This is a genomic window from Sphingomonas bacterium (assembly GCF_028292945.1).
In the GTDB taxonomy this organism is placed as follows: Bacteria; Pseudomonadota; Alphaproteobacteria; order Sphingomonadales; family Sphingomonadaceae; genus Sphingomonas.
Genome location: NZ_JAQGLJ010000053.1, coordinates 1 through 19117, shown reverse-complemented (window position 1 = coordinate 19117; position 19117 = coordinate 1). Strand labels below are relative to the sequence as shown.

Here is a 19117-nt window from a genome sequence, read left to right as displayed (position 1 = left end):
TCAGTCGTCCTCACGGATACGGTAGGGGTCGGCAAGGCCCAACGAGGCCAGCGCGTCGCGCTCGATCGCCTCCATCGCGTCCGCCTCGCCGTCCCCCTGGTGATCATGGCCTAGCAGATGCAGCACGCCATGCACCACCAGATGCATGACATGGTCGGTGAGCGGGATCGCGCGCTCGACCGCCTCGCGAGTGCATACCCCGTGCGCAAGCACGATGTCGCCGAGCAGCACCTCGCCGTCGTCCGAGTTCCGCGTGACGGTGTCGAGCAGGTCGGGCTGCACCATCGCAAAGGACAGGACGTTGGTCGGCTTGTCCTTGCCGCGATATTGCGCGTTGAGTTGGCGCACCTCTTCGTCGCCGGTCAGGCGTATGGAAACTTCCACTAATGCGGGCGAGGTCGCGAGATCGCCGTGCGGCGTGCGCTCGAACGCGGCATGCGCGGCGCGGGTGGCGAGCGCGCCCCAGTCAGTATCGGGCCACGGCTCTTCGCGGGACACCTCAACCTGGATCATGCGAGGTCCGTGTGGACGAAGTCGTCACCCTTGTAGAGCAACCGCGCCTTGTTGGTCTTGGCACAGGCATAGGCGAAACAATCGCCCATGTTCAGCCGCGCGGGATGGCCCGACCCCTTGCCATAGCGCAGCTGTGCCGAAACCGCTTCTTCGGCCTCCGCCGCGCCGATCGGCACTATGTCGATATCCAGCAACGCGCAGAATCGTTGAACTTCGCCCAAGGCATCGTCGAGCGGTCGTCTGATGATGCGTGCAACCGCTCGTGTCGCCTCCCATACAGCCATGCCGTTGGAGAGCCGCGACTGCGCACCGGCGAGCGCAAGCTCCAGCTCCTCGAAGCCGGTCTCGCTACGCATGAGGGCAACAAGTGCCGAGGCATCTACAAGCAGGATCAATCATCGTCTTCGTACAGTGAGTCCCAGAACGCCTTGTCGATGATTATGTTGGGGTCATAGGTGAACTTAGAAGTCCGGCGCAGCTCGGCTACGATCTCGTGTACGGATGGCTTGGGCGTATCCTTGGCCAGCTCATTGAGCAAAGCCAGCTTGACGGCAGCCGTCTTGGTCAGCCCGCGTTTGTCCGCCAGCTCCTTGGCGAGCCGGAACGCTTCATCGTCCTTGACGTATAACGCGCCCATAGGGCCTCCTGGATATCCAAAGCATATTTCAGGATATCCAATGCGTCAACCCGCGCCTTCATACGCCGCGACGATCCGGCCCACAATCGGATGGCGCACGACGTCGCCGACCGTGAAGCGCGCCATGGCGATGCCGTCGACGCCTTCGAGGCGGCGGACCGCGTCGGCGAGACCTGACGCCTCGACGCCGCCGGGGATGTCGACCTGCTTGGGATCGCCGCAAATCACCATTCGGCTGTTCTGGCCGAAGCGGGTCAGGAACATCTTCATCTGCGCGGGCGTGGTGTTTTGCGCCTCGTCGAGGATGACGAAAGCGTCTGCAAGCGTGCGGCCGCGCATGAAGGCGATCGGCGCGACCTCGATCTCGCCCGACGCGATGCGGCGCTCGACCTGTTCGGCGGGCAGGCAATCGTAGAGCGCATCGTAGAGCGGACGCAGATAAGGGTCGACCTTCTCCTTCATGTCGCCGGGCAAGAAGCCCAGCCGCTCGCCCGCTTCCACCGCCGGGCGCGACAGGATAAGGCGTTGGACCGAGCCGGTGATAAGCTGAGCCACCGCCTGCGCGACCGCGACATAGGTCTTGCCGGTGCCCGCCGGCCCGAGCGCGAAGATCATATCGTGGCTGGTCAGCGCCTGCATGTAATGCGCCTGCGCCGGCGTGCGCGGGACGATGGTCTTCTTGCGCGTCCGGATCATGATGGAGGCGCCGCCCCCAGGACCTTTTCCGCCGTCTGTCCGGATGATTCCGTCGAACGTCGGCTCGGCGGACATCGCGATCGAGGCATCGACAAGGCCGGTATCGACCTCCTCGCCGCGGTTGATGCGGGCATACAGATCGTTCAGCACGTCGCGCGCGACCGCCACCTGCTCGGCTGATCCTTCCAGCCCGACGCGATTGCCGCGCGCGGTGATGTACACGCCCAGCCGGTTCTCCAGCGCCACCAGGTTCTGATCATATTGGCCGAACAGGCGCGACAGTGCCTGCGGCTTGTCGAACAGCACCTCGACGCGGGCGCGGTCTCCCGATTGGGCGGGGGTAGGCTTTCGGCTCATGAGGTCCTTTCAAAAGAGAATGTCACAGTAGGTAACACCAGAACGCGTTGTTCGTGCATTCGGCCCTCGGCGCGATCACCAGCGGCGACTCCGGCGGGCAAGGACCGGAGCCTTTCACAGTCTGACAGCACAAGGTCCTGTAGGACAGCGCGCTTATCGGGTCAGCGCGATTTGATGAACGTGGAGCCCCGGCTTCTCCGCGATCACGATGCGCCCGTCCGCCAAACTTGCGAGCATCTCAGCCGCATCGCGCGCACCGCGGTCCCAGCGATCGCGGATCGTGGCGGGCGAGAAGTCGAACGCCTTGCCCACCACCTCGCGCTGCTGGTCGGCGTAGATCAGGTGGATCAGCGTCACCGCGCCGACGTTGCCTGCATCGGGACCACGCAACCGCTCCGCGAACAGTCGCTGCCACCCGGCGATCGCCCGGCGGCTCTGCATCGCGAAGTTCAGATCCTGCAGCCGGCTGGCGACCTCGGTCAGCGTGCGTGGACGTGGCGCCATCGGCGGCAGCAGGTCCACCGCGATCACGAGGCGGCGCTCGCCGTCGCTCTCTTCCAGCACGGTATCGAGCGGCAGATTGGCGGAGATGCCGGCATCGCCGAACAGCCGGCCCTCGATCTCGACCGGCGGAAAGGCGGGCAGCATGGCGCCGCTGGCGCGGACATGCTGGGGCGTCAGCTGCATCCGCGTGCTGTCGAAGATCACGTCCTCGCCGGTGTCGACGTCGACGGTGGTGGCGGTGAAGCGCGGGTGCCCGGAGTTGAGCATGTCCCAGTCGACGATTTCCGCCAGCGCCGCGTCGAGCGGCGTCGTGTCGAACAGGCTGGGGGGCTCGGTGTTGCCGAACGGCCAGGCGGGGATCATCAGATTGCGCGGCCCGAAGAGGTCGACACGCCCCGTCACGATCGAGGTCAGCACCGCCATCGACCGTCGCCAATCGTCGATCGGCCCGCCATCGGCAGCCTGGGTCACGCCCGGCCGCCAGTAACCGCGGAGGCGCGCGACGCGCTCGGCCGGCGGACAGCCGACGATCAGCGCGCCGTTGACCGCGCCCGCCGAGCCGCCCGCAACCCAGTCCGGCAGCATGCCCGCCCCGTGCAGCACCTCATAGACACCCCCCTGATAGGCACCGAGCGCGGCGCCGCCGGCGAGCACGAGCGCAAGCGAGTGATCGGGGGAATGATCGGGCATGATGAAGCTTCTCGTGCGGTCGGCGCTCGATGACGCCGGAGCAGCCTTAACGCTCAGGCGGCCTGTCCGACCCGCTCGACGCCGCTCAACGAATTGGGATCGGCTCTCACCAGTTCGACCTTCACCAGATCGCCAACCGTCGCACCCGTCAGCAGGTGGACCGATTGCAGCCATGGCGACTTGCCGAGCATCTGGCCAGGCAGCTTGCCAGGGCGTTCGATCAACACGGCGCAGGTGCGCCCGACCGTCGCGGCGTTGAAGGCGTGCTGGTCGCGGTTGAGCGCTGCCTGGAGGCGCTGGAGGCGGTCGTCCATCGTCTCGGGCGCGACCTGATCGGCCAGGCTCGCGGCCGGCGTCCCGGGTCGCGGGCTGTACTTGAACGAGAACGCCTGGGCATAGCCGACCGCGTCGACCAGGCTCAGCGTTTCGGCGAACTCGGCCTCGGTCTCGCCGGGAAAGCCGACGATGAAGTCGCCCGACAGGGCGATGTCCGAACGGGCGGCGCGGATGCGGTCGATAAGGCGCAGATAGCTGTCGCGCGTGTGGCTTCGGTTCATCGCCTTGAGCACGCGATCGCTGCCTGCCTGCACCGGAAGGTGGAGGAAGGGCATCAGCGACTCCACGTCGCGATGTGCGTCGATCAGCCCCTGCGTCAGGTCATTGGGGTGGCTGGTGGTGTAGCGAAGTCGCGCCAGCCCGGGCACTCGGTCCAGCGCGCGGATCAGATCGTGCAGCCCGCGTTCTCCATCCGCCCAGGCGTTGACGTTCTGGCCGAGCAGCGTGATCTCGCACGCGCCGGCGTCGACCAGCGCACGCGCCTCGTCAACGATCGCGTCGAAACCGCGGCTGACCTCGGCGCCTCGCGTGTAGGGCACGACGCAGTAAGTGCAGAACTTGTCGCAGCCTTCCTGAACGGTCAGGAATGCCGACGGTCCGACCCGGCGGCGGCGCGGGAGCTGTCCGAACTTGGCGAGCGCGAGCAGGTCGGTGTCGAGCGCAGGGGTGCCGGCGGCGGCATCGCGGATCAGCTGCGGCAGGTTGTGATAGGCCTGTGGTCCGACCACCACGTCCACCTTGGCGCGCGCGACGATCTCCGGTCCCTCGGCCTGCGCGACGCAGCCCGCGACCGCGATCATGGGAGCGCGCCCTTGTTTGCCAGCGTTCTTCCGCAGGCGGCCGATGTCGGAATAGACCTTCTCCGTCGCCTTCTCGCGGATGTGGCAGGTGTTGAGCACGACCAAATCGGCGGTGTCGGCGTCGGCGAGAGTCAGACCGTCTGCCGTCATCAGCTCGGCCATGCGCTCGCCGACGTAGACGTTCATCTGGCAGCCGAACGATTTTACGTGGAAGGTCTTGGGGAGAGGCATGGCTGTCCCCGTAGCAACTTCCGCGTCTTACGGGGAGACCGACTCGATCCGGCGTCGCGTTTCCGCCGCGATCGCCTTGCGGCCGGGGAAGTCGGTGGGGTCGAACGGCTCAAGGAAGTGGAGGTTGACGGCGAAAGTGCCCCGTCGGCGAAACACGCGGGTGCCGTGCGATCGGCCGGACTCGTCGCCGACCCAGGCAAGTTCGGGCGTGGCCGGACCGTAGTCGAGCCGGACGGGCTGCACCATCAAGCCGGGCGGCGGCGGCTCCAGCACCGCGAGCAGCGCGGGCTTGAACGGCAGCAGCGTCTTGCCGTCGCCGGTCGTGCCCTCGGGAAAGATCGTCACCGCCCATCCGTCCGCGATCGCGGCGGCGATCCGGCGAACCTGTTCGGCGATGCCCATCCGGTCGCCGCGGCTGACGTAGAGCGTGTGGTTGAGATCGCATAGCCAGCCGACCGCGGCAACGTCCTTGAGCTCCGCCTTGGCGACGAAGCTGGTGCCGGTAGCGCCGGCGAGCACCGGAATGTCGATCCAGCTCAGGTGGTTGGCGAGGAACACCACGTCGCGCCGCAGGGGCGTCCCGGTGACCCGCGCGCGGGCGCCGGCGATGCGGCCGAAGCTCTTGAGGAACAGGCGCGGCCAGGGAGAAGGCGCGCGGACGAGCCGCCACAGGCTGTGGAGGGGGAGGAGTGTGCCGAGGGTGAGAAGGAGGGCGGCGAGGCGAAGGGTGAGGCGAACCTGTGCGGCAATCTTCGTCATGCCGGGCTCAACCCCGCATCCAGCGTGCCGCGAATACTCACGCCGAAGTCATTGCGGCACGTTGGACCCCGGCTCAAGACCGAGGTGACGATAGCCCTATTCCTTGCGACTGAGGCTGACGCCGTACAGCTCCATGCGGTGATCGACGAGGCGGAAGCCGAGTTTCTCCGCAATCGCCTTTTGCAGCTGTTCCAGCTCAGGGTCGACGAATTCGATGACCCGGCCCGTTTCGACGTCGATCAGGTGATCGTGGTGCGCCGCGTCGGCGGGTTCGTAGCGCGAACGCCCGTCGCCGAAATCATGGCGGTCGAGGATACCGGCCTCCTCGAACAGTCGCACGGTGCGATATACGGTGGCAATCGAGATGCCAGCGTCGATCGCCGAGGCACGCTCATAGACCTTTTCGACGTCCGGGTGGTCCTCGGCTTCCGATAGCACGCGCGCGATGATGCGCCGCTGATCGGTGATCCGCAGCCCCTTTTGATTGCACAGCGTTTCGAGGTCGATCGGTCGCGCCATCTCCCTTCTCTACGCGCAAAAGCTTATTGCGAAAAGCGCAATCGAATCGCAATAAGCTCAGAGTGCGAGCGAATAGGTGTGGGCGTCGAACAGCTGGCCGGTGCGACCGCGATAATAGCCACGGCGCTCGCCCAGCTTCGCGAACCCTTGCGCCAGGTACAGCTGTGCGGCGTCGTTGCCGGCGCGAACTTCCAGGTGCATGCGGGTTGCCCCGTCCGCGCGCGCCTCGCCAGCCAGCGCTCGGAGCAGCGTGGCCGCGACACCGCGCCGCCGGTGGGCGGGTACGGTGGCGAGCAGGAGCAGCTCCACTTCGTCCAGCACCGTGCGCACCAGAGCAAAGCCGGCGGGCTCGTCGTCAAGCCAGGCGAGCAGCAGGCGCACGCCCGGCATGGCGAGCACCCCCAGACACTGTGCGCGGGTCCAGCCCTCCCCAAAGCGCGGATCGAATGCCTGTTCCATCAGCGCATCCACCGTGTCGATGTCGCGCGGGCTGCCGGCGCGGAGCAGGAGCGTGCGCGTTGCCATCAGCGTGCCGGTTGCGGCTTGGCGTCGGGCGCGCGGCCGTAGAGGGGGCTGGGCGGCAGCTGCGTCAGCGCAGCGGGTAGCAGGACCGCATCGGCGGCACGGGGCAGGGCACCGGGCGGTGCGGCGCGCGGGTCCGCCGCATGGAGCCAGCGCAGCCCGTCACCGATCGCGCGCATTGCCCCCAACCGCTCACGTGCGATCGCCGGCGGCAGCGATTCGAACGGGCCGAGCGGTGATATTGACGAGGCGAAGATCTGCATGAACACCTCGCCATGCCCGCCCTCCAGCACCGCCGCAAGCGGGCCAACGTCGTCATCGGCCAGCGCACGCGCGGCGAGCAGGGAAAGCGACGTGTAGCCGCCAATGCTGGCGCCCCACCCCAACGCCAGCCCGCGCGCGGCGGCAATCCCGACGCGGATGCCGGTGAAGCTGCCGGGGCCGACATCGACCAGTATGTGGCCGGCGCGACCACCGTCGGGTAGCTCAGCGATCATCGGCACGAGACGCTCGGCATGGCCGCGACCGACGCTGTCCGCCGCGTGCGCCATCACCGCGCCGGCCTCGATCAGCGCGACCGAGCAGCTGGCGGTGGCGGTGTCGATGACGAGGGTGCGGTTCGCGAAGGTGCTTTGTGCTGACACCGACCCACTCCGTCATTCCCGCGGAAGCGGGATACATCTCTCCACCGGCGCCTGTCGCACGATGAATCCCCGCTTTCGCGGGGATCACGACGCTAGGCAAGGCGGTTGAAGACGTCGAAGTCGGGGCGGGGAAGCCGGGCATGGAAGCTTGCCGGGTCGCCATGTCCCAACGTGCAGATAAAGTTGGTCTTGACCGCAGGGCTGTCGGCGAAGAACGCCTTGTCGACCTCGCCGCTGTCGAACCCCGACATCGGCCCGGCATCCAGCCCGAGCGCGCGGGCGGCGATGATCAGATACGCGCCCTGCAGGGTCGAATTGCGGAACGCCGACACGGCGCGCAGCTCCGCATTGCCGGTGAACCACGCGCGCGCATCGGTGTGGGGGAACAGCCACGGCAGCTGTTCGTGGAAGTCGTTGTCCATGCCGACGATCGCGGTCACCGGCGCGGCCAGCACCTTTGGTGCATTCTGCGCCGAACAGCAGGCGGCGAGCCGCTCCTTGCCTTCGGGCGTCCGCACCCAGACGATGCGCGCGGGCATCTGATTGGCGGAGGTCGGCCCCCACTTCATCAGCTCCCACAGCGTCCGTAGCTCGTCGTCCGACACAGGCTGGTCCAGCCAGCCATTATAGCTGCGCGCGGTGCGGAAGATCGCGTCGAGCGCGGCATCGTCGAGGCGGGGTTGGGTCATACAGCGCGCACCTCTGTCACTTCGGGGACATAGTGCTTCAGCAGCTGCTCGATGCCCTGCTTCAGCGTCGCCGACGAGGAGGGGCAACCGGCGCAGGCGCCCTGCATGCGCAGGTAGACCTTGCCCTTGTCGAAGCCGCGATAGACGATGTCGCCACCATCGTTTGCGACCGCGGGGCGGACGCGGGTTTCGATCAGCTCCTTGATCTGTTCGACGATATCGGCATCGGCGGGATCATCCGCGAAATCGGCATCGGGCGCGGGGACGCTGAAGCCGGCGGATGGTCGAAACAACGGCATGTCGGCGCTGAAATGCTCAAGCAATAGCTGCAGCACGTCGGGCTTCAGGTCGCGCCAGTCGGTGGCGGGAGCAGCGGTGACGGAGACGAAGTCCCGCCCGAAGAACACGCCCGTTACGTCGCCCAGCCCGAACAGCGCGTCGGCGAGGGGGCTGGCGACCGCCTCTTCGGGCGTCGCGAAGTCGCGCGTGCCGGCTTCCATGACGGTGCGGCCCGGCAGGAACTTCAGCGTCGCCGGGTTAGGCGTGGTTTCGGTCTCGATCAGCATGAGTGAGCATGTGGCGGGTGCGCGTTGCTCGCGCAAGGCAGCAGACCGCAGGCAGCAGGCCCTGAGGCGGTATGAGGTGCCGCGTTGAACTCCTGCCCTCCCCGGCGGACGCCGGGGAGGAGCTGCTGAAACGGTGGTCCCTGCTCGCTGCTGCCTCTCTACACCTCTCGCTGCTTCGCCGCCCGGTTCCATTGCGAAATGTTGTCGCGGGCCTCCTGCACGAAGGCGGAACGCCGCACGACGGCGAGGAGCTTGCCCGCCAGCCACTTGCCCGGATTGCGCAACGGCCGTTCGAACTGGACCAGCAACACGACGCGGGTGCCGGCGGTGTCGTTCCAGACCTCGTGGTCATAGGTATCGTCGAACACCAGCGTCTCGCCCTCCGCCCAGCGCACGACCCGGTCGGCGACGCGCATGCGGACATCGCCGTCGCGCGGCACGATCAGGCCCAGATGGCAGGTGATCAGCCCCTTGGTCACGCCACGATGCACGGGGATGTGCGTGCCGGGTGCCAAAATCGAGAAGAAGGCGGAGTTGAGGCCGGGGACCTGCTCGACCAGCGTTGCGGTCGTCGGGCAGCGGTCGGCATTGTCGTCGATGCGGAAGCCGTAGCCCCAAAGGAAGAAAGATCGCCACTTGTCGACCTCGGCGATCGAGCGGTGGTCGGGCGAAATCGTAGCAAGACTCGGCGAAGCGTCGCCACGCAAGGCGACCGCAAGCGCCTCGTCGCGGATCGCCTGCCAGTGGGCGCGCAGGCCTTGCGTCCAGGCGAAGTCGCGCATGTCGAGCACGGGATCGTTCGACACGAGCGATGAAGACGCGATCAGCTGGTCAAAGAACCCGCGGAGATGCTTGCCGACGCGGATGATCAGCGGGCGACCGCGTTCCGCCCGCATCGGGGTGCCCGGTGGGGGCGCGCCGGAGATGACCGGCAGATCGGGCACGTGACGGGTGTGGCCGTCCCCCGGCTGCTGCCACCGGGTGGTGGTCGTCAGGTCGGCTGCGGTCTTCATGCTCGCCAATTAGGTATGATCTGGGACAGAAACATGGCGAAACCAGCCATTTATGTGCCGCGGCGAACAGCGCTGGCGGGCGGGCGCGGCGACGGCTAAGGGTCGGCGATGGCGTTACTTTCGCGCGCGTTCGGCGCTTCGCTTTTCCTTCCCCTTCTGCTCGTCACCGGCCAGCCCGCGACCGGTCAGCGAGCGTCGGCGACTTCGGCAGCGCCCCCCGCAGCGACCATCGACACGCGCGCGTGGCTGTACGAGGGCAGCGACATTCCGCCCGATCCGGCGTGGCAGTTCGGCACGCTGCCCAACGGTCTGCGTTACGCCGTGCGCAAGAACGGCGTGCCACCGGGGCAGGTCTCGATCCGAGTGCGGATCGACGCCGGCTCGTTGCACGAAACCGATAGCGAGCGCGGCTTCGCGCATTTCCTGGAGCATCTGTCGTTCCGCGCGTCGCGCGACGTGCCCGATGGCGAGGCCAAGCGGGTGTGGCAGAATTTCGGCGCAACCTTCGGCTCCGACACCAACGCCTCGACCGGGCCGGTCTCGACCACCTACAAGCTCGATCTGCCGTCGGCCACGAGCGAGCGGCTGGACCAGAGCCTGAAGATCCTGTCGGGCATGATGGCGGCGCCCGTGCTGGACGACAAGACGATCAGCGCCGAGCGCCCGGTGGTCCTGTCCGAACAGCGCGAGCAGCCAGGGCCGCAGGTGCGTTTCTCCGACCTGCGCAACGGCGTCTTCTTCGCCGGGCAGCCGCTCGCCGAGCGCTCGCCGATCGGCAGCATCAAGACGCTGGAGGGCGCGACCCCCGCGTCCGTGCGCGCGTTCCACGACCGCTGGTATCGGCCGGAGCGGACCGTGGTGGTGATCTCCGGCGACATGGACCCTGCCACCTTCGGGCCGCTGATCGCGAAGAATTTTGGCTCGTGGAATGGCGTCGGTGCCAACCCGGCCGATCCCGATTTCGGCCAGCCGGACGCGGGCAAGCCGGCGACCGGCGCGCTGGTTGAGCCGGGACTGCCCTCCGTGGTTCAGCTGGGCGTGGTGCGGCCGTGGAAATTCAACGCCGACACGGTGATCTTCAACCAGAAGCGGCTTGTCGACGTACTCGCGACCCGCCTCATCAGCCGGCGACTGGAGACGCGTGCGCGCGCCGGTGGCAGCTTCATCCAGGCCAGTGTCGGTCTGGATGACGTGGCGCGCACGGCGAACATCACGCAGGTGACGATAGTGCCGGTGGGAGCCAGCTGGGAAGCGGCGCTGAAGGACGTGCGCGCGGTGATCGCCGACGCGCAGGCGAGCCCGCCCAGCCAGGCCGAGGTCGATCGCGAGTATGCCGATTTCGACACGATCATGAAAAACGAGGCGGCGACCGCGCGGGTGGCGGCAGGCGCGAAACTCGCCGACGATCTGGTCGAGGCGCTCGACATCCGCGAAGTCACGACCACGCCGGCGGCATCGTACAAGGTGCTGACCGACGCACGCGCGGCCGGCATGTTCACGCCGGCGACGCTGCTCGCGTCGACGAAACGGCTGTTCCAGGGCAGCGCGACGCGCGCGGTCGTGGTCACGCCCGCCGTCGAGCAGGATGCGGACGTAAAGCTCGCCGCCGCGCTGACCGCGCCCGTCTCCACCGCCGGGGTGACGCGGCGCCAGCAGGCCGCGGTCAGCTTCGCCGCGCTGCCCGCGCTCGGCGCACCGGGCACGGTGATCAGCCGCGAGGCATTGGCGGGGCTGGAGATGGAGCAGGTCGCGTTCGCCAACGGCGTGCGGCTGCTGATCTTTCCGACCACGTCGGAGACTGGCCGCGTCTATGTCCGCGCACGGTTCGGTGGTGGCTACAACGCGCTGCCCGCCCGACGGCCGAGCCCGATCTGGGCGGGTGAACTTGCCTTGGTATCGAGCGGCGTGGGCACGCTGGACCAGGGTGATCTCGATCAGCTGACCGCCGGTCGCGTGATCGGACTCGACTTCGACATTAACGAGGATGCCTTTTCATTAAACGCGCTGACCTCGCCCGCCGACCTGTCCGATCAGCTGCGGCTGATGGCGGCGAAGCTCGCGAAGCCGGGCTGGGACCCGGCGCCCGTGGCGCGCGCGCGCACGGTCAAGATCGCCGCCAATGCCGGGCAGGATGCGTCGCCCACCGGCGTGCTCAACCGCGATCTGGAAGCATTGCTGCACGACAATGATCCGCGCTGGGTCTCGCCCTCGCTCGCCCAGGTACAGGCCCTGACGCCGCAGACGTTCCGGCAGTTGTGGGAGCCGGCGCTGGCAAGCGGGCCGATCGAAGTGTCGGTGTTCGGCGACGTCAAGGCGGACGCAGCGATCGCAGCGGTGGCGGCGACCTTCGGTGCCCTGCCACCCCGCCCGGCGACCAAGGCTGTGGCCCCGCCGATCCGCTTTCCCGCGCATAACGCCACGCCCAAGCGGCTGACGCATACCGGGCCGGCGAATCAGGCGGTGGCGGTGATCGCCTGGCCGACCGGCGGCGGCATCGACGGCATCGCCGACAGCCGCCGGCTGGACGTGCTGGCGCAGGTGTTCAGCGACCGGCTGTTCGAGCGGCTGCGCCAGACGGCAGGCGCCAGCTATTCGCCGTCGGTGGGCAGCCAATGGCCGATCGGCAGCCCCGGTGGCGGGCGGCTGATAGCGATCGGGCAGGTGACGCCCGACAAGACCGCGTATTTCTTCCAGCTCGCGCGCGAGATCGCGGCCGATCTGGTGGCGACGCCGCTGTCGGGTGACGAGCTGGGCCGGATCATGCGACCGATGGGTCAGTACATCGTCCGCGCGTCGTCGGGGAACCAGTTCTGGCTCCAGCAGATGGGCGGTGCCGCGTTCGACCCCAAGCGGGTCGAGGCGACGCGCAACCTGGCGACGGACTTCGTCTCGATCACGCCCCAGCAGCTGCAGGCGGTCGCGACGAAATACCTGCGCCCTGAAAAGGACTGGACGCTGGAGGTGGTGCCGAGGAAACCAGCGGCGGCGCGCTGACTTCCCTCTCCCGCAAGCGGGAGAGGGAAGCGCTTAGTGCTTGTACAGCGCGTCCAGTCGCTCTCCATACGCCGCTCGAATGACGTGCCGCCTGATCTTCAGGCTCGGCGTCAGCTGTTCGTTTTCGATCGCGAACGCGGCGTCGGCGATAATGAAGCGGCGGACGCGCTCGGTGAGCGACAGGTCCTTGTTGACCCGCTCCACCGCCGCACCCAGCGCCGCGCGGAACTGGGCGTCTCCCGCGAGCTTGGCGAAGTCGCAGGTGGTTCCGCCCTTGGCGCACCATTGCTGCACCCACTCCGGGTCGGGGACCAGCACCGCGACCATGTAGGGACGGCGGTCGCCGGTGATCATCGCCTGCGCGATCTCGGGCTGCAGCGTCAGCATGCCCTCGACCTTTTGCGGAGCGACGTTGTCGCCCTTGTCGTTGATGATCAGGTCCTTCTTGCGGTCGGTGATCTTGATGCGGCCACCTGCGTCGATCTCGCCAATGTCACCGGTGTGCAACCAACCGTCCTTGAGCACGCGCGCGGTCTCCGCGTCGTTGCGCCAATAGCCGTGCATGACCAGCTCGCCACGCACCAGGATCTCGCCATCCGCGGCGATGCGGACCTCGGTGTCCCTCAGCGGGGGCCCGACGGTGTCCATGCGGATGCCGGCCGACGGCAGATTGCACGAGATCACCGGGCCGGCCTCGGTCTGGCCATAGCCCTGCAGCACCGTCAGGCCCATCGAATGGAAGAAGACGCCGACCTCGGGCGTCAACGGCGCTCCGCCCGAGATCATCGCCTTCAGTCGCCCGCCGAGCCGCTTGCGGATCTTGGGTTTGAACAGCCGGTCCACGACCAGTTTCGCCGGCCGATCGGTCCAGCGCAGCCTGCCTTGGTAGTCGCGCTCGCCGATTCGCATCGCCTGGTCGAGCAGGCGCTGTGACAGGCCGCCCTGCTTGGCGATCCCCTTGCCGATTCTCTGGTGCAGCACTTCCAGCAGTCGCGGCACCACGAACATCAGCGTCGGGCGGACTTCTTCCATGTTGCTCGCGAGCTTCTCCAGCCCTTCGCAATAGTAGATCTGCCCGCCCAGGCCGATCGGCACATATTGGCCGCCGGTATGTTCATAGGCGTGGCTGAGCGGCAGGAACGACAGGAACGTCTCCGGGTGATCGATCCCAAGATCGTCCGAGATCGCCGCGACGCATCCCGCGACGTTGTGCAGGATCGCGCCGTGGTGCTGCATCACGCCGCGCGGCGCGCCGCCGGTGCCCGAGGTGTAGATGATGCAGGCCAGATCGCCGCGACCGAAGTCCGTCACGATGTCGGCGGGCAACGCGGGATGCTGCGCGATCAGCGCGTGCCAGTCGTGATGCTCGACGGTGGCGGGGAAGCGCATCTCTTCCATGCCGATGACGAGCTGACCCTGGTTCGATTTCAGGACCGCGGGCATCAATATCTTCGCGAGCTTCGCGGTCGAGACGATCACCGCGCACGAGCCGCTATTCTCCAGAATGTGCTGGTGATCGCGCTCGGTGTTGGTGGTGTAGGTCGGCACCGTCACGCAGCCGGCGGCCATGATCGCGAGGTCGGAGATGCACCATTGCGGCCGGTTCTCGCTGACCAACATGACGCGGTCGCCGGGCTTCAGCCCCTTGGCTCGCAGCGCGGTGGCGAGGCTGGCGACCTGACGCGCGGCGTCAGCCCAGCTGATCGAGGTCCAAGCACCGTCCGTTTTCGCCCAGAGGAACGGCTTGTCGCGCTGTTCGTCGGCGCGCGCGAAAAACATCGTGACCAGATCGGGGAAATGTTCGAGGTGAGGCATTCTCTCTCCGCTTTGGTCGGGTCGTTGCCCGCCTTTTTCTGTCATTCCGGCGGTGCGTTATCCGGTCGTACCGCACGGGCGGGGGTGGTGACGCGGCCCGCCAGATCGATCGAGACGCCTTCGCTGCGCGGGTCCGCCGCGCCGATCCAGCGTCCACCCACGCGCTCGACGGCATTGGCCTTGAGGCCGAGCGGCGCGCTGACGATCTTGTGCCCGCGCGCGCGCAAGCCCGGCACCATCGCGTCCAGCTCCGTGCCCTGCTCCGCGACCGCGTTCTCGCCGGGCGCGAAGATCAGCCCCATGGCGATCGCGTCCTGCGCCGACATGCGCCAGTCGAGCACGCCGACCAGCGCCTTGGCAATCTGAGCGATGATCGTCGGCCCGCCCGCCGCGCCGATGCTCAGTCGGACGCTGCCGTCCGGGTTATAGACGATGGTCGGCGCCATCGACGAGCGCGGCCGCTTGCCGCCCTCAACCCGGTTCGCGACCAGCGCGCCGTTCTTTTCGGGGGCCAGATCGAAGTCGGTCAGCTCGTTGTTCAGGATCGTGCCGTCCACCGCCAGGCCAGAGCCAAAGACACCTTCAACCGTGGTGGTGACGTGGACGACATTGCCGCGCGCGTCGGCCACCGCGAGGCTGGTAGTGCCCGGTGTTTCCGCCGCCGCGACTCGCACGCGGGGTTGCGCACCGGGCGGGGTGCCTGGCGCGTAGCTGCCGATCGCCTTGTCCGGCGAGATCAGCGCCGATCGCTGACGGAGATAGGTCGGATCGAGCAGCCCGGCGACGGGCACGGACACATAGTCGGGATCGGCGATATAGAGGTCGCGGTCGGCATAGGCGAGGCGCGAGGACTCGGCGAACAGATGCCAGCTGGTCGGGTTGGCGCGGCCGAGCGCGGCCATGTCGAACCGCTCCAGCTGCTTGAGGATCATCAAGACGGTCAGCCCGCCCGACGATGGCGGACCCATGCCGCAGACCTTGTACGTGCGATAGGTGACGCATACCGGCGTCCGCGACTTCGCGGCGTAGGTAGCGAGGTCGCCGGTCGTCATGCGCGACGGGTTGCGCTCGGCGGTGTTGACAGCGCGGACCAGCTTGGCGGCCTGGGGGCCGACATAGAAGCTGTCCCCACCCTGTCGCGCCAGCCGCTGGAACAGCGCCGCCTGAGCCGGATTGCGCAGACGATCGCCCGCCTTGAGCGGCTGTCCCCCCGGTCCGGTGTAGAGCGCGCGCGTCTCGGTGGTGAGATGCCGGCCATAGCTGTTGAGGCCGCCGACGAAGCGCGGTGTCGCCACCCAGCCGTCGCGCGCCAGTCGGATCGCGGGTTGGAACAGCCGCGCCCACGGCAGTCGCCCACCCTGCCGGTGCGCAAGCGCCATGCCGCGCAACGCCCCGGGCACGCCGACGCTGCGCCCGCCGGGCACCGCGTCGCGACGGTTGAGCGGCTTGCCGTCGGGACCGAAGAACCAGCGGCCGTCGGCGGCGGCGGGAGCCGTCTCGCGTGCATCGACCGTGGAAAGCTTGCCGCCGGAATGCGAGACCCAGAAACTGCCGCCGCCGATGCCCGAACTCTGCGGCTCGACGACGTTCAGCGCCAGCATGGTGGCGATCGCCGCATCGGTGGCGCTGCCGCCCGCGCGCAGGATCTCGATACCGGCGGCCGCGGCGCGCTCGTCGGCGGCGCTCACCACCCCTTGGGCCGGCGCTTGCTTTCGCGCGTCGGCGATCGTGGCGGGCAGGGCGAGGGCGACGGCGAACAGCAGCTTCTTCATCACCTAAGACCCTAGGCGCGCGCGACGCCCCCTTCAACTGGCGCTGGCGATGCGGGCGGGGGCGTCAATCGACCCCCACCGCATCCGCAACATTGGCGAAGCCGTCGCGGGCGAGCAGGGCGTCCAGATCGCGCAGGATGCGCGCCGGCAGGCCGGGGCCGCCATACACCAGCGCGGTGTAGAGTTGCACCAGGCTCGCACCCGCTCGAAGGCGGGCATAGGCTTCCGCGGCGGAGCCGATGCCGCCGGCAGCGATCAGCACGATGCGATCACCGGTTGCGTGGCGCAAATCGCGCAACGTCCTGCTCGCCAGCGGCGCGAGCGGCGCACCGGACAGGCCGCCCGCTTCACGGGCATGCATCGACCCCAGCGGTGGCCGCGACACGGTGGTGTTGCCGATGATCAGTGCGTCGAGCCCCGCGTCGATCGTGGCGGTGGCGATCTCGTCAATCTGGGTCGGCTCCAGGTCGGGTGCGACCTTCAGGAACAGGGGCGTCGCGCCGCGTGCGGCGACGCAGGCGGCGAGCAGGTCGCGCAAGGCCGCGCCATGCTGCAGATCGCGCAGCCCAGGCGTGTTGGGTGAGCTGATGTTGATCGTCACGTAATCCGCGCGCCGCGCGGCGGCGGTGACGCCGTGGACATAGTCGGCGATGCGGTCGGTGGCGTCCTTGTTCGCGCCGACGTTGATGCCGAGGACACCCTTGCGCTGCGTCGGCAATCGATCGAGCGCGGCGTCGAGGCCGCCATTGTTGAACCCCATGCGGTTGATCACCGCGCGATCCTCCGCCAGCCGAAACAGCCGTGGCTTTTGGTTCCCCGGCTGAGGCAGCGGCGTCAGCGTGCCGACCTCGACCGCACCGACGCCCAGTCCGAACAGGCCGGCGACGGCGCGTGCGTCCTTGTCGAGGCCCGCCGCCACGCCAAGGGGATTGGCGAAGCGCAGTCCCGCGACGGTGGTGGCGAGCCTTGGAAACCGGTCCGCCGCCGAACTGAGCGGCGTTCCCAGGCTTGACCAGCCGGACAGCGCAATCAACGCCAACCCGTGCGCCCTTTCAGGGTCAATCGCCTGGAGTGCGCGCGTAAGCATGGCCGCCTCCTCGCATCGAAGGGGGCGGGCGTCAAAACGTACAAGGCGCTTTCATCCAATACGCACGCGTCACGACCTGCCACTTGTTGTTCGCGACCCAAGGGCGGCCCCTAGCCGCCCTACCTCACGGCCCGGCGGCTTAGGCTGCCGGGCCGCTTTTTGTTTCGACGTCGAACCGATACAGTGCCTGTGCCGGGGGGCGAGTCGCGATGGTCGACGTCGAATTGGACTATGTGCTGCCGTCACCGGACCTGCGGGCGTTCCTGACGTTGTTCTACCGTTTCCATGCTCCAGCCGCTGTCCATGACGACGTCGAACGCGCGCAGCAGGCGCAGCTGCGGTTCCGATTGTCGCCGGGTGCGGGCGCCTATCATCTTCCCGACGGGTCTCGTCAGGATGCGCCGGCTGCCCATCTGATCGGGCCAACCACCGGGCCCGTGCGCGCCCGCGCCGAAGGGCCATTGACGGTCTTCGGCATGGGCATTCCTCCGACAGGCTGGTGGGCATTGGTCGGGGGCGATGCGTCGGCGACGCGCAATCGCGTTGTCGACGCGACCGCGTTGCTGGGCGCCGAGGGAACGGCGGCGGTGCTGGCGTTGCGCGAAGCGGGGGATGTGGCGGCGATGGCGGCAGTCGCGGAGCCGCTGCTGCGGCGGCGGCTGAGGGGCGGGCACGAGGGGGCGCTGACTTTCTGCACCGCCGTCGATGCGTGGCTGTCGGGCTCTCCCTCGCCTGCGCTTGACGCGCTGTTGGACGCGACCCGCCTGTCGCGCCGACAGGTGGAGCGGCGGTGCAACGCGCTTTACGGCGCACCACCCAAGCTGCTCGCGCGCAAATATCGCGCGCTGCGGGCGGCGGTGATGATGGCGTCGGGAGAGACTGGCGGGGCGGACGGCTTCTATGACCAGAGCCACATGATCCGCGAGGTGAAGCAGTTCACCGGCCTGACCCCCCGCCGCCTGCGCGATGCACCCGGCGCGCTGGCCCGGATCACGATCGCGCAACGCCGGGCGTTGGTGGGCCAGGTGCATCCGATCGTCAGCGAGACGTGAGCGCCGGTTGACGCGGCGGCCGCCCGCGCCCATTTGCCAATCGGAGCGGAATGCTCCGATTTGAGAACCGTTCGCAGATGCGCCTTTCCAGCCTTGCCGACTATGCCGTCGTGATGATGGCCGCCGCTGCGCGCCATTGTGGGCAAGAGCGGCTGAACGCGACGACGCTCGCGACCGCCACCGGCGTGCCGCTGCCGACCGCGCAGAAGCTGGTCGGGCGGCTCGCGGCGGCGGGGCTCGTGGAGAGCGCGCGCGGGACCGGCGGCGGCTTTCGCCTGTCGCGGCCGGCGGCGGCGATCAGCCTTGCCGACATCGTCGAGGCGGTGGAGGGGCCGATCGCGCTCACCACCTGCGTCGATCACGAGCGCGACAACTGCGCGCTCGATCATCACTGCCTCGTCAAACCGCACTGGGGCGTCGTCAACGAGGCGATCCGCAGCGCGCTGGCGGGCGTCAGCCTCGCTCAACTCTCCGCGGCTCCCGTGCCGCGCGCAAAGGTTTTCGCATGAAGAACGCCCAGGCCTATGCGGCCATCGACAAGAAGTACGAGTGGGGCTTCTCCTCCGACATCGAGCAGGAGTTCGCGCCCAAGGGGCTGTCCGAGGACACCGTTCGCTACATCTCGGCCAAGAAGAACGAGCCGCAGTGGATGCTCGACTGGCGGCTGAAGGCGTTCGCCTTGTGGCAGACGATGGAACATCCCGACTGGTCGAAGCTCAACATCCCGCCGATCGACTATCAGAACGCCTATTATTACGCGGAGCCCAAGGCGAAGCCGAAGCTGGGCTCGCTGGACGAGGTCGACCCTGAGATCCTGCGCGTCTACGAGAAGCTCGGCATCCCGATCCAGGAGCAGAAGCTGCTCGCGGGCGTGGTCGAGGAGGTCGAGGAGGGTGCGGAGCCCAAGCGGCGCGTCGCCGT

The 19117-nt window shown here is 68.0% G+C and carries 19 protein-coding genes and 1 pseudogene; 4 read left to right on the top strand and 16 right to left on the bottom strand.

What is annotated here, in order from left to right:
• From ybeY to JWN21_RS06895, 13 genes are all read right to left on the bottom strand, one after another.
• Complete coding sequence (ybeY, locus tag JWN21_RS06955) at positions 1-513, bottom strand: rRNA maturation RNase YbeY (protein ID WP_299647624.1); 513 nt, start codon at positions 511-513, stop codon at positions 1-3.
• Entirely contained in the window at positions 510-908 is a 399-nt protein-coding gene (locus JWN21_RS06950) for a type II toxin-antitoxin system VapC family toxin (protein WP_299647622.1), read from the bottom strand. Before JWN21_RS06950 ends, ybeY begins: the two co-directional genes overlap by 4 nt.
• Positions 905-1150 (bottom strand): type II toxin-antitoxin system VapB family antitoxin, encoded by a 246-nt coding sequence (locus JWN21_RS06945; protein WP_299647620.1) that lies wholly within the window; start codon positions 1148-1150, stop codon positions 905-907. The genes JWN21_RS06950 and JWN21_RS06945 overlap by 4 nt, the downstream gene beginning before the upstream one ends.
• Before the next feature lie 45 nt (positions 1151-1195).
• Positions 1196-2203, bottom strand: coding sequence for a PhoH family protein (locus tag JWN21_RS06940; protein WP_299647618.1), 1008 nt, complete (start codon positions 2201-2203; stop codon positions 1196-1198).
• 153 nt (positions 2204-2356) lie between these two features.
• The gene (locus JWN21_RS06935) at positions 2357-3397 is read right to left on the bottom strand and encodes a patatin-like phospholipase family protein (RefSeq protein WP_299647616.1); all 1041 of its coding nucleotides are present in this window, start codon (positions 3395-3397) and stop codon (positions 2357-2359) included.
• A gap of 53 nt (positions 3398-3450) precedes the next feature.
• The gene (gene miaB / locus JWN21_RS06930) at positions 3451-4764 is read right to left on the bottom strand and encodes a tRNA (N6-isopentenyl adenosine(37)-C2)-methylthiotransferase MiaB (RefSeq protein ID WP_299647614.1); all 1314 of its coding nucleotides are present in this window, start codon (positions 4762-4764) and stop codon (positions 3451-3453) included.
• A gap of 27 nt (positions 4765-4791) precedes the next feature.
• Positions 4792-5523 carry a 1-acyl-sn-glycerol-3-phosphate acyltransferase gene (locus JWN21_RS06925; RefSeq protein ID WP_299647613.1) on the bottom strand — a complete coding sequence of 244 codons (732 nt, stop codon included), beginning with the start codon at positions 5521-5523 and terminating at the stop codon, positions 4792-4794.
• A 96-nt stretch (positions 5524-5619) separates the two neighbouring features.
• On the bottom strand, positions 5620-6042 hold the full coding sequence (locus tag JWN21_RS06920) for a Fur family transcriptional regulator (RefSeq protein ID WP_299647611.1): 423 nt from the start codon (positions 6040-6042) through the stop codon (positions 5620-5622).
• Positions 6043-6099: 57 nt separating this feature from the next.
• Positions 6100-6567, bottom strand: a complete 468-nt coding sequence (locus JWN21_RS06915) for an N-acetyltransferase (RefSeq protein ID WP_299647609.1) — start codon at positions 6565-6567, stop codon at positions 6100-6102.
• Positions 6567-7208 (bottom strand): tRNA (adenosine(37)-N6)-threonylcarbamoyltransferase complex dimerization subunit type 1 TsaB, encoded by a 642-nt coding sequence (tsaB, locus tag JWN21_RS06910; protein ID WP_299647607.1) that lies wholly within the window; start codon positions 7206-7208, stop codon positions 6567-6569. The genes JWN21_RS06915 and tsaB overlap by 1 nt, the downstream gene beginning before the upstream one ends.
• A 92-nt stretch (positions 7209-7300) precedes the next feature.
• Entirely contained in the window at positions 7301-7897 is a 597-nt protein-coding gene (locus JWN21_RS06905) for a malonic semialdehyde reductase (RefSeq protein WP_299647605.1), read from the bottom strand.
• Positions 7894-8463 (bottom strand): NifU family protein, encoded by a 570-nt coding sequence (locus JWN21_RS06900; RefSeq protein WP_299647603.1) that lies wholly within the window; start codon positions 8461-8463, stop codon positions 7894-7896. The genes JWN21_RS06905 and JWN21_RS06900 overlap by 4 nt, the downstream gene beginning before the upstream one ends.
• Before the next feature lie 158 nt (positions 8464-8621).
• Positions 8622-9476 carry an aspartyl/asparaginyl beta-hydroxylase domain-containing protein gene (locus tag JWN21_RS06895; protein ID WP_299647601.1) on the bottom strand — a complete coding sequence of 285 codons (855 nt, stop codon included), beginning with the start codon at positions 9474-9476 and terminating at the stop codon, positions 8622-8624.
• Between the two features lie 108 nt (positions 9477-9584).
• On the opposite strand from JWN21_RS06895, the gene JWN21_RS06890 reads away from it, so the two are divergent.
• A complete protein-coding gene (locus JWN21_RS06890) occupies positions 9585-12470 on the top strand; it encodes a pitrilysin family protein (protein WP_299647599.1) in 2886 nt (961 codons plus the stop codon).
• Between the two features lie 33 nt (positions 12471-12503).
• On the opposite strand, the gene JWN21_RS06885 is transcribed toward JWN21_RS06890, so the two are convergent.
• The 3 genes from JWN21_RS06885 to JWN21_RS06875 all read right to left on the bottom strand — a co-directional run bounded on the left by JWN21_RS06885 (position 12504) and on the right by JWN21_RS06875 (position 17144).
• Complete coding sequence (locus tag JWN21_RS06885; RefSeq protein WP_299647597.1) at positions 12504-14285, bottom strand: long-chain fatty acid--CoA ligase; 1782 nt, start codon at positions 14283-14285, stop codon at positions 12504-12506.
• 41 nt (positions 14286-14326) lie between these two features.
• The gene (gene ggt, locus JWN21_RS06880) at positions 14327-16057 is read right to left on the bottom strand and encodes a gamma-glutamyltransferase (protein ID WP_299647595.1); all 1731 of its coding nucleotides are present in this window, start codon (positions 16055-16057) and stop codon (positions 14327-14329) included.
• A 64-nt stretch (positions 16058-16121) separates the two neighbouring features.
• Positions 16122-17144 (bottom strand): quinone-dependent dihydroorotate dehydrogenase, encoded by a 1023-nt coding sequence (locus JWN21_RS06875; protein ID WP_299647593.1) that lies wholly within the window; start codon positions 17142-17144, stop codon positions 16122-16124.
• Positions 17145-17353: 209 nt separating this feature from the next.
• Between JWN21_RS06875 and JWN21_RS06870 the strand changes: the two genes are divergently transcribed.
• The 3 genes and pseudogenes from JWN21_RS06870 to JWN21_RS06860 all read left to right on the top strand — a co-directional run.
• The gene (locus tag JWN21_RS06870) at positions 17354-18196 is read left to right on the top strand and encodes a helix-turn-helix domain-containing protein (RefSeq protein WP_299647591.1); all 843 of its coding nucleotides are present in this window, start codon (positions 17354-17356) and stop codon (positions 18194-18196) included.
• 77 nt (positions 18197-18273) lie between these two features.
• Complete coding sequence (locus JWN21_RS06865; RefSeq protein ID WP_299647704.1) at positions 18274-18705, top strand: SUF system Fe-S cluster assembly regulator; 432 nt, start codon at positions 18274-18276, stop codon at positions 18703-18705.
• A pseudogene (locus tag JWN21_RS06860) lies at positions 18702-19117 on the top strand (Fe-S cluster assembly protein SufB); the annotation flags it as partial. The gene JWN21_RS06865 and the pseudogene JWN21_RS06860, both read left to right, overlap by 4 nt.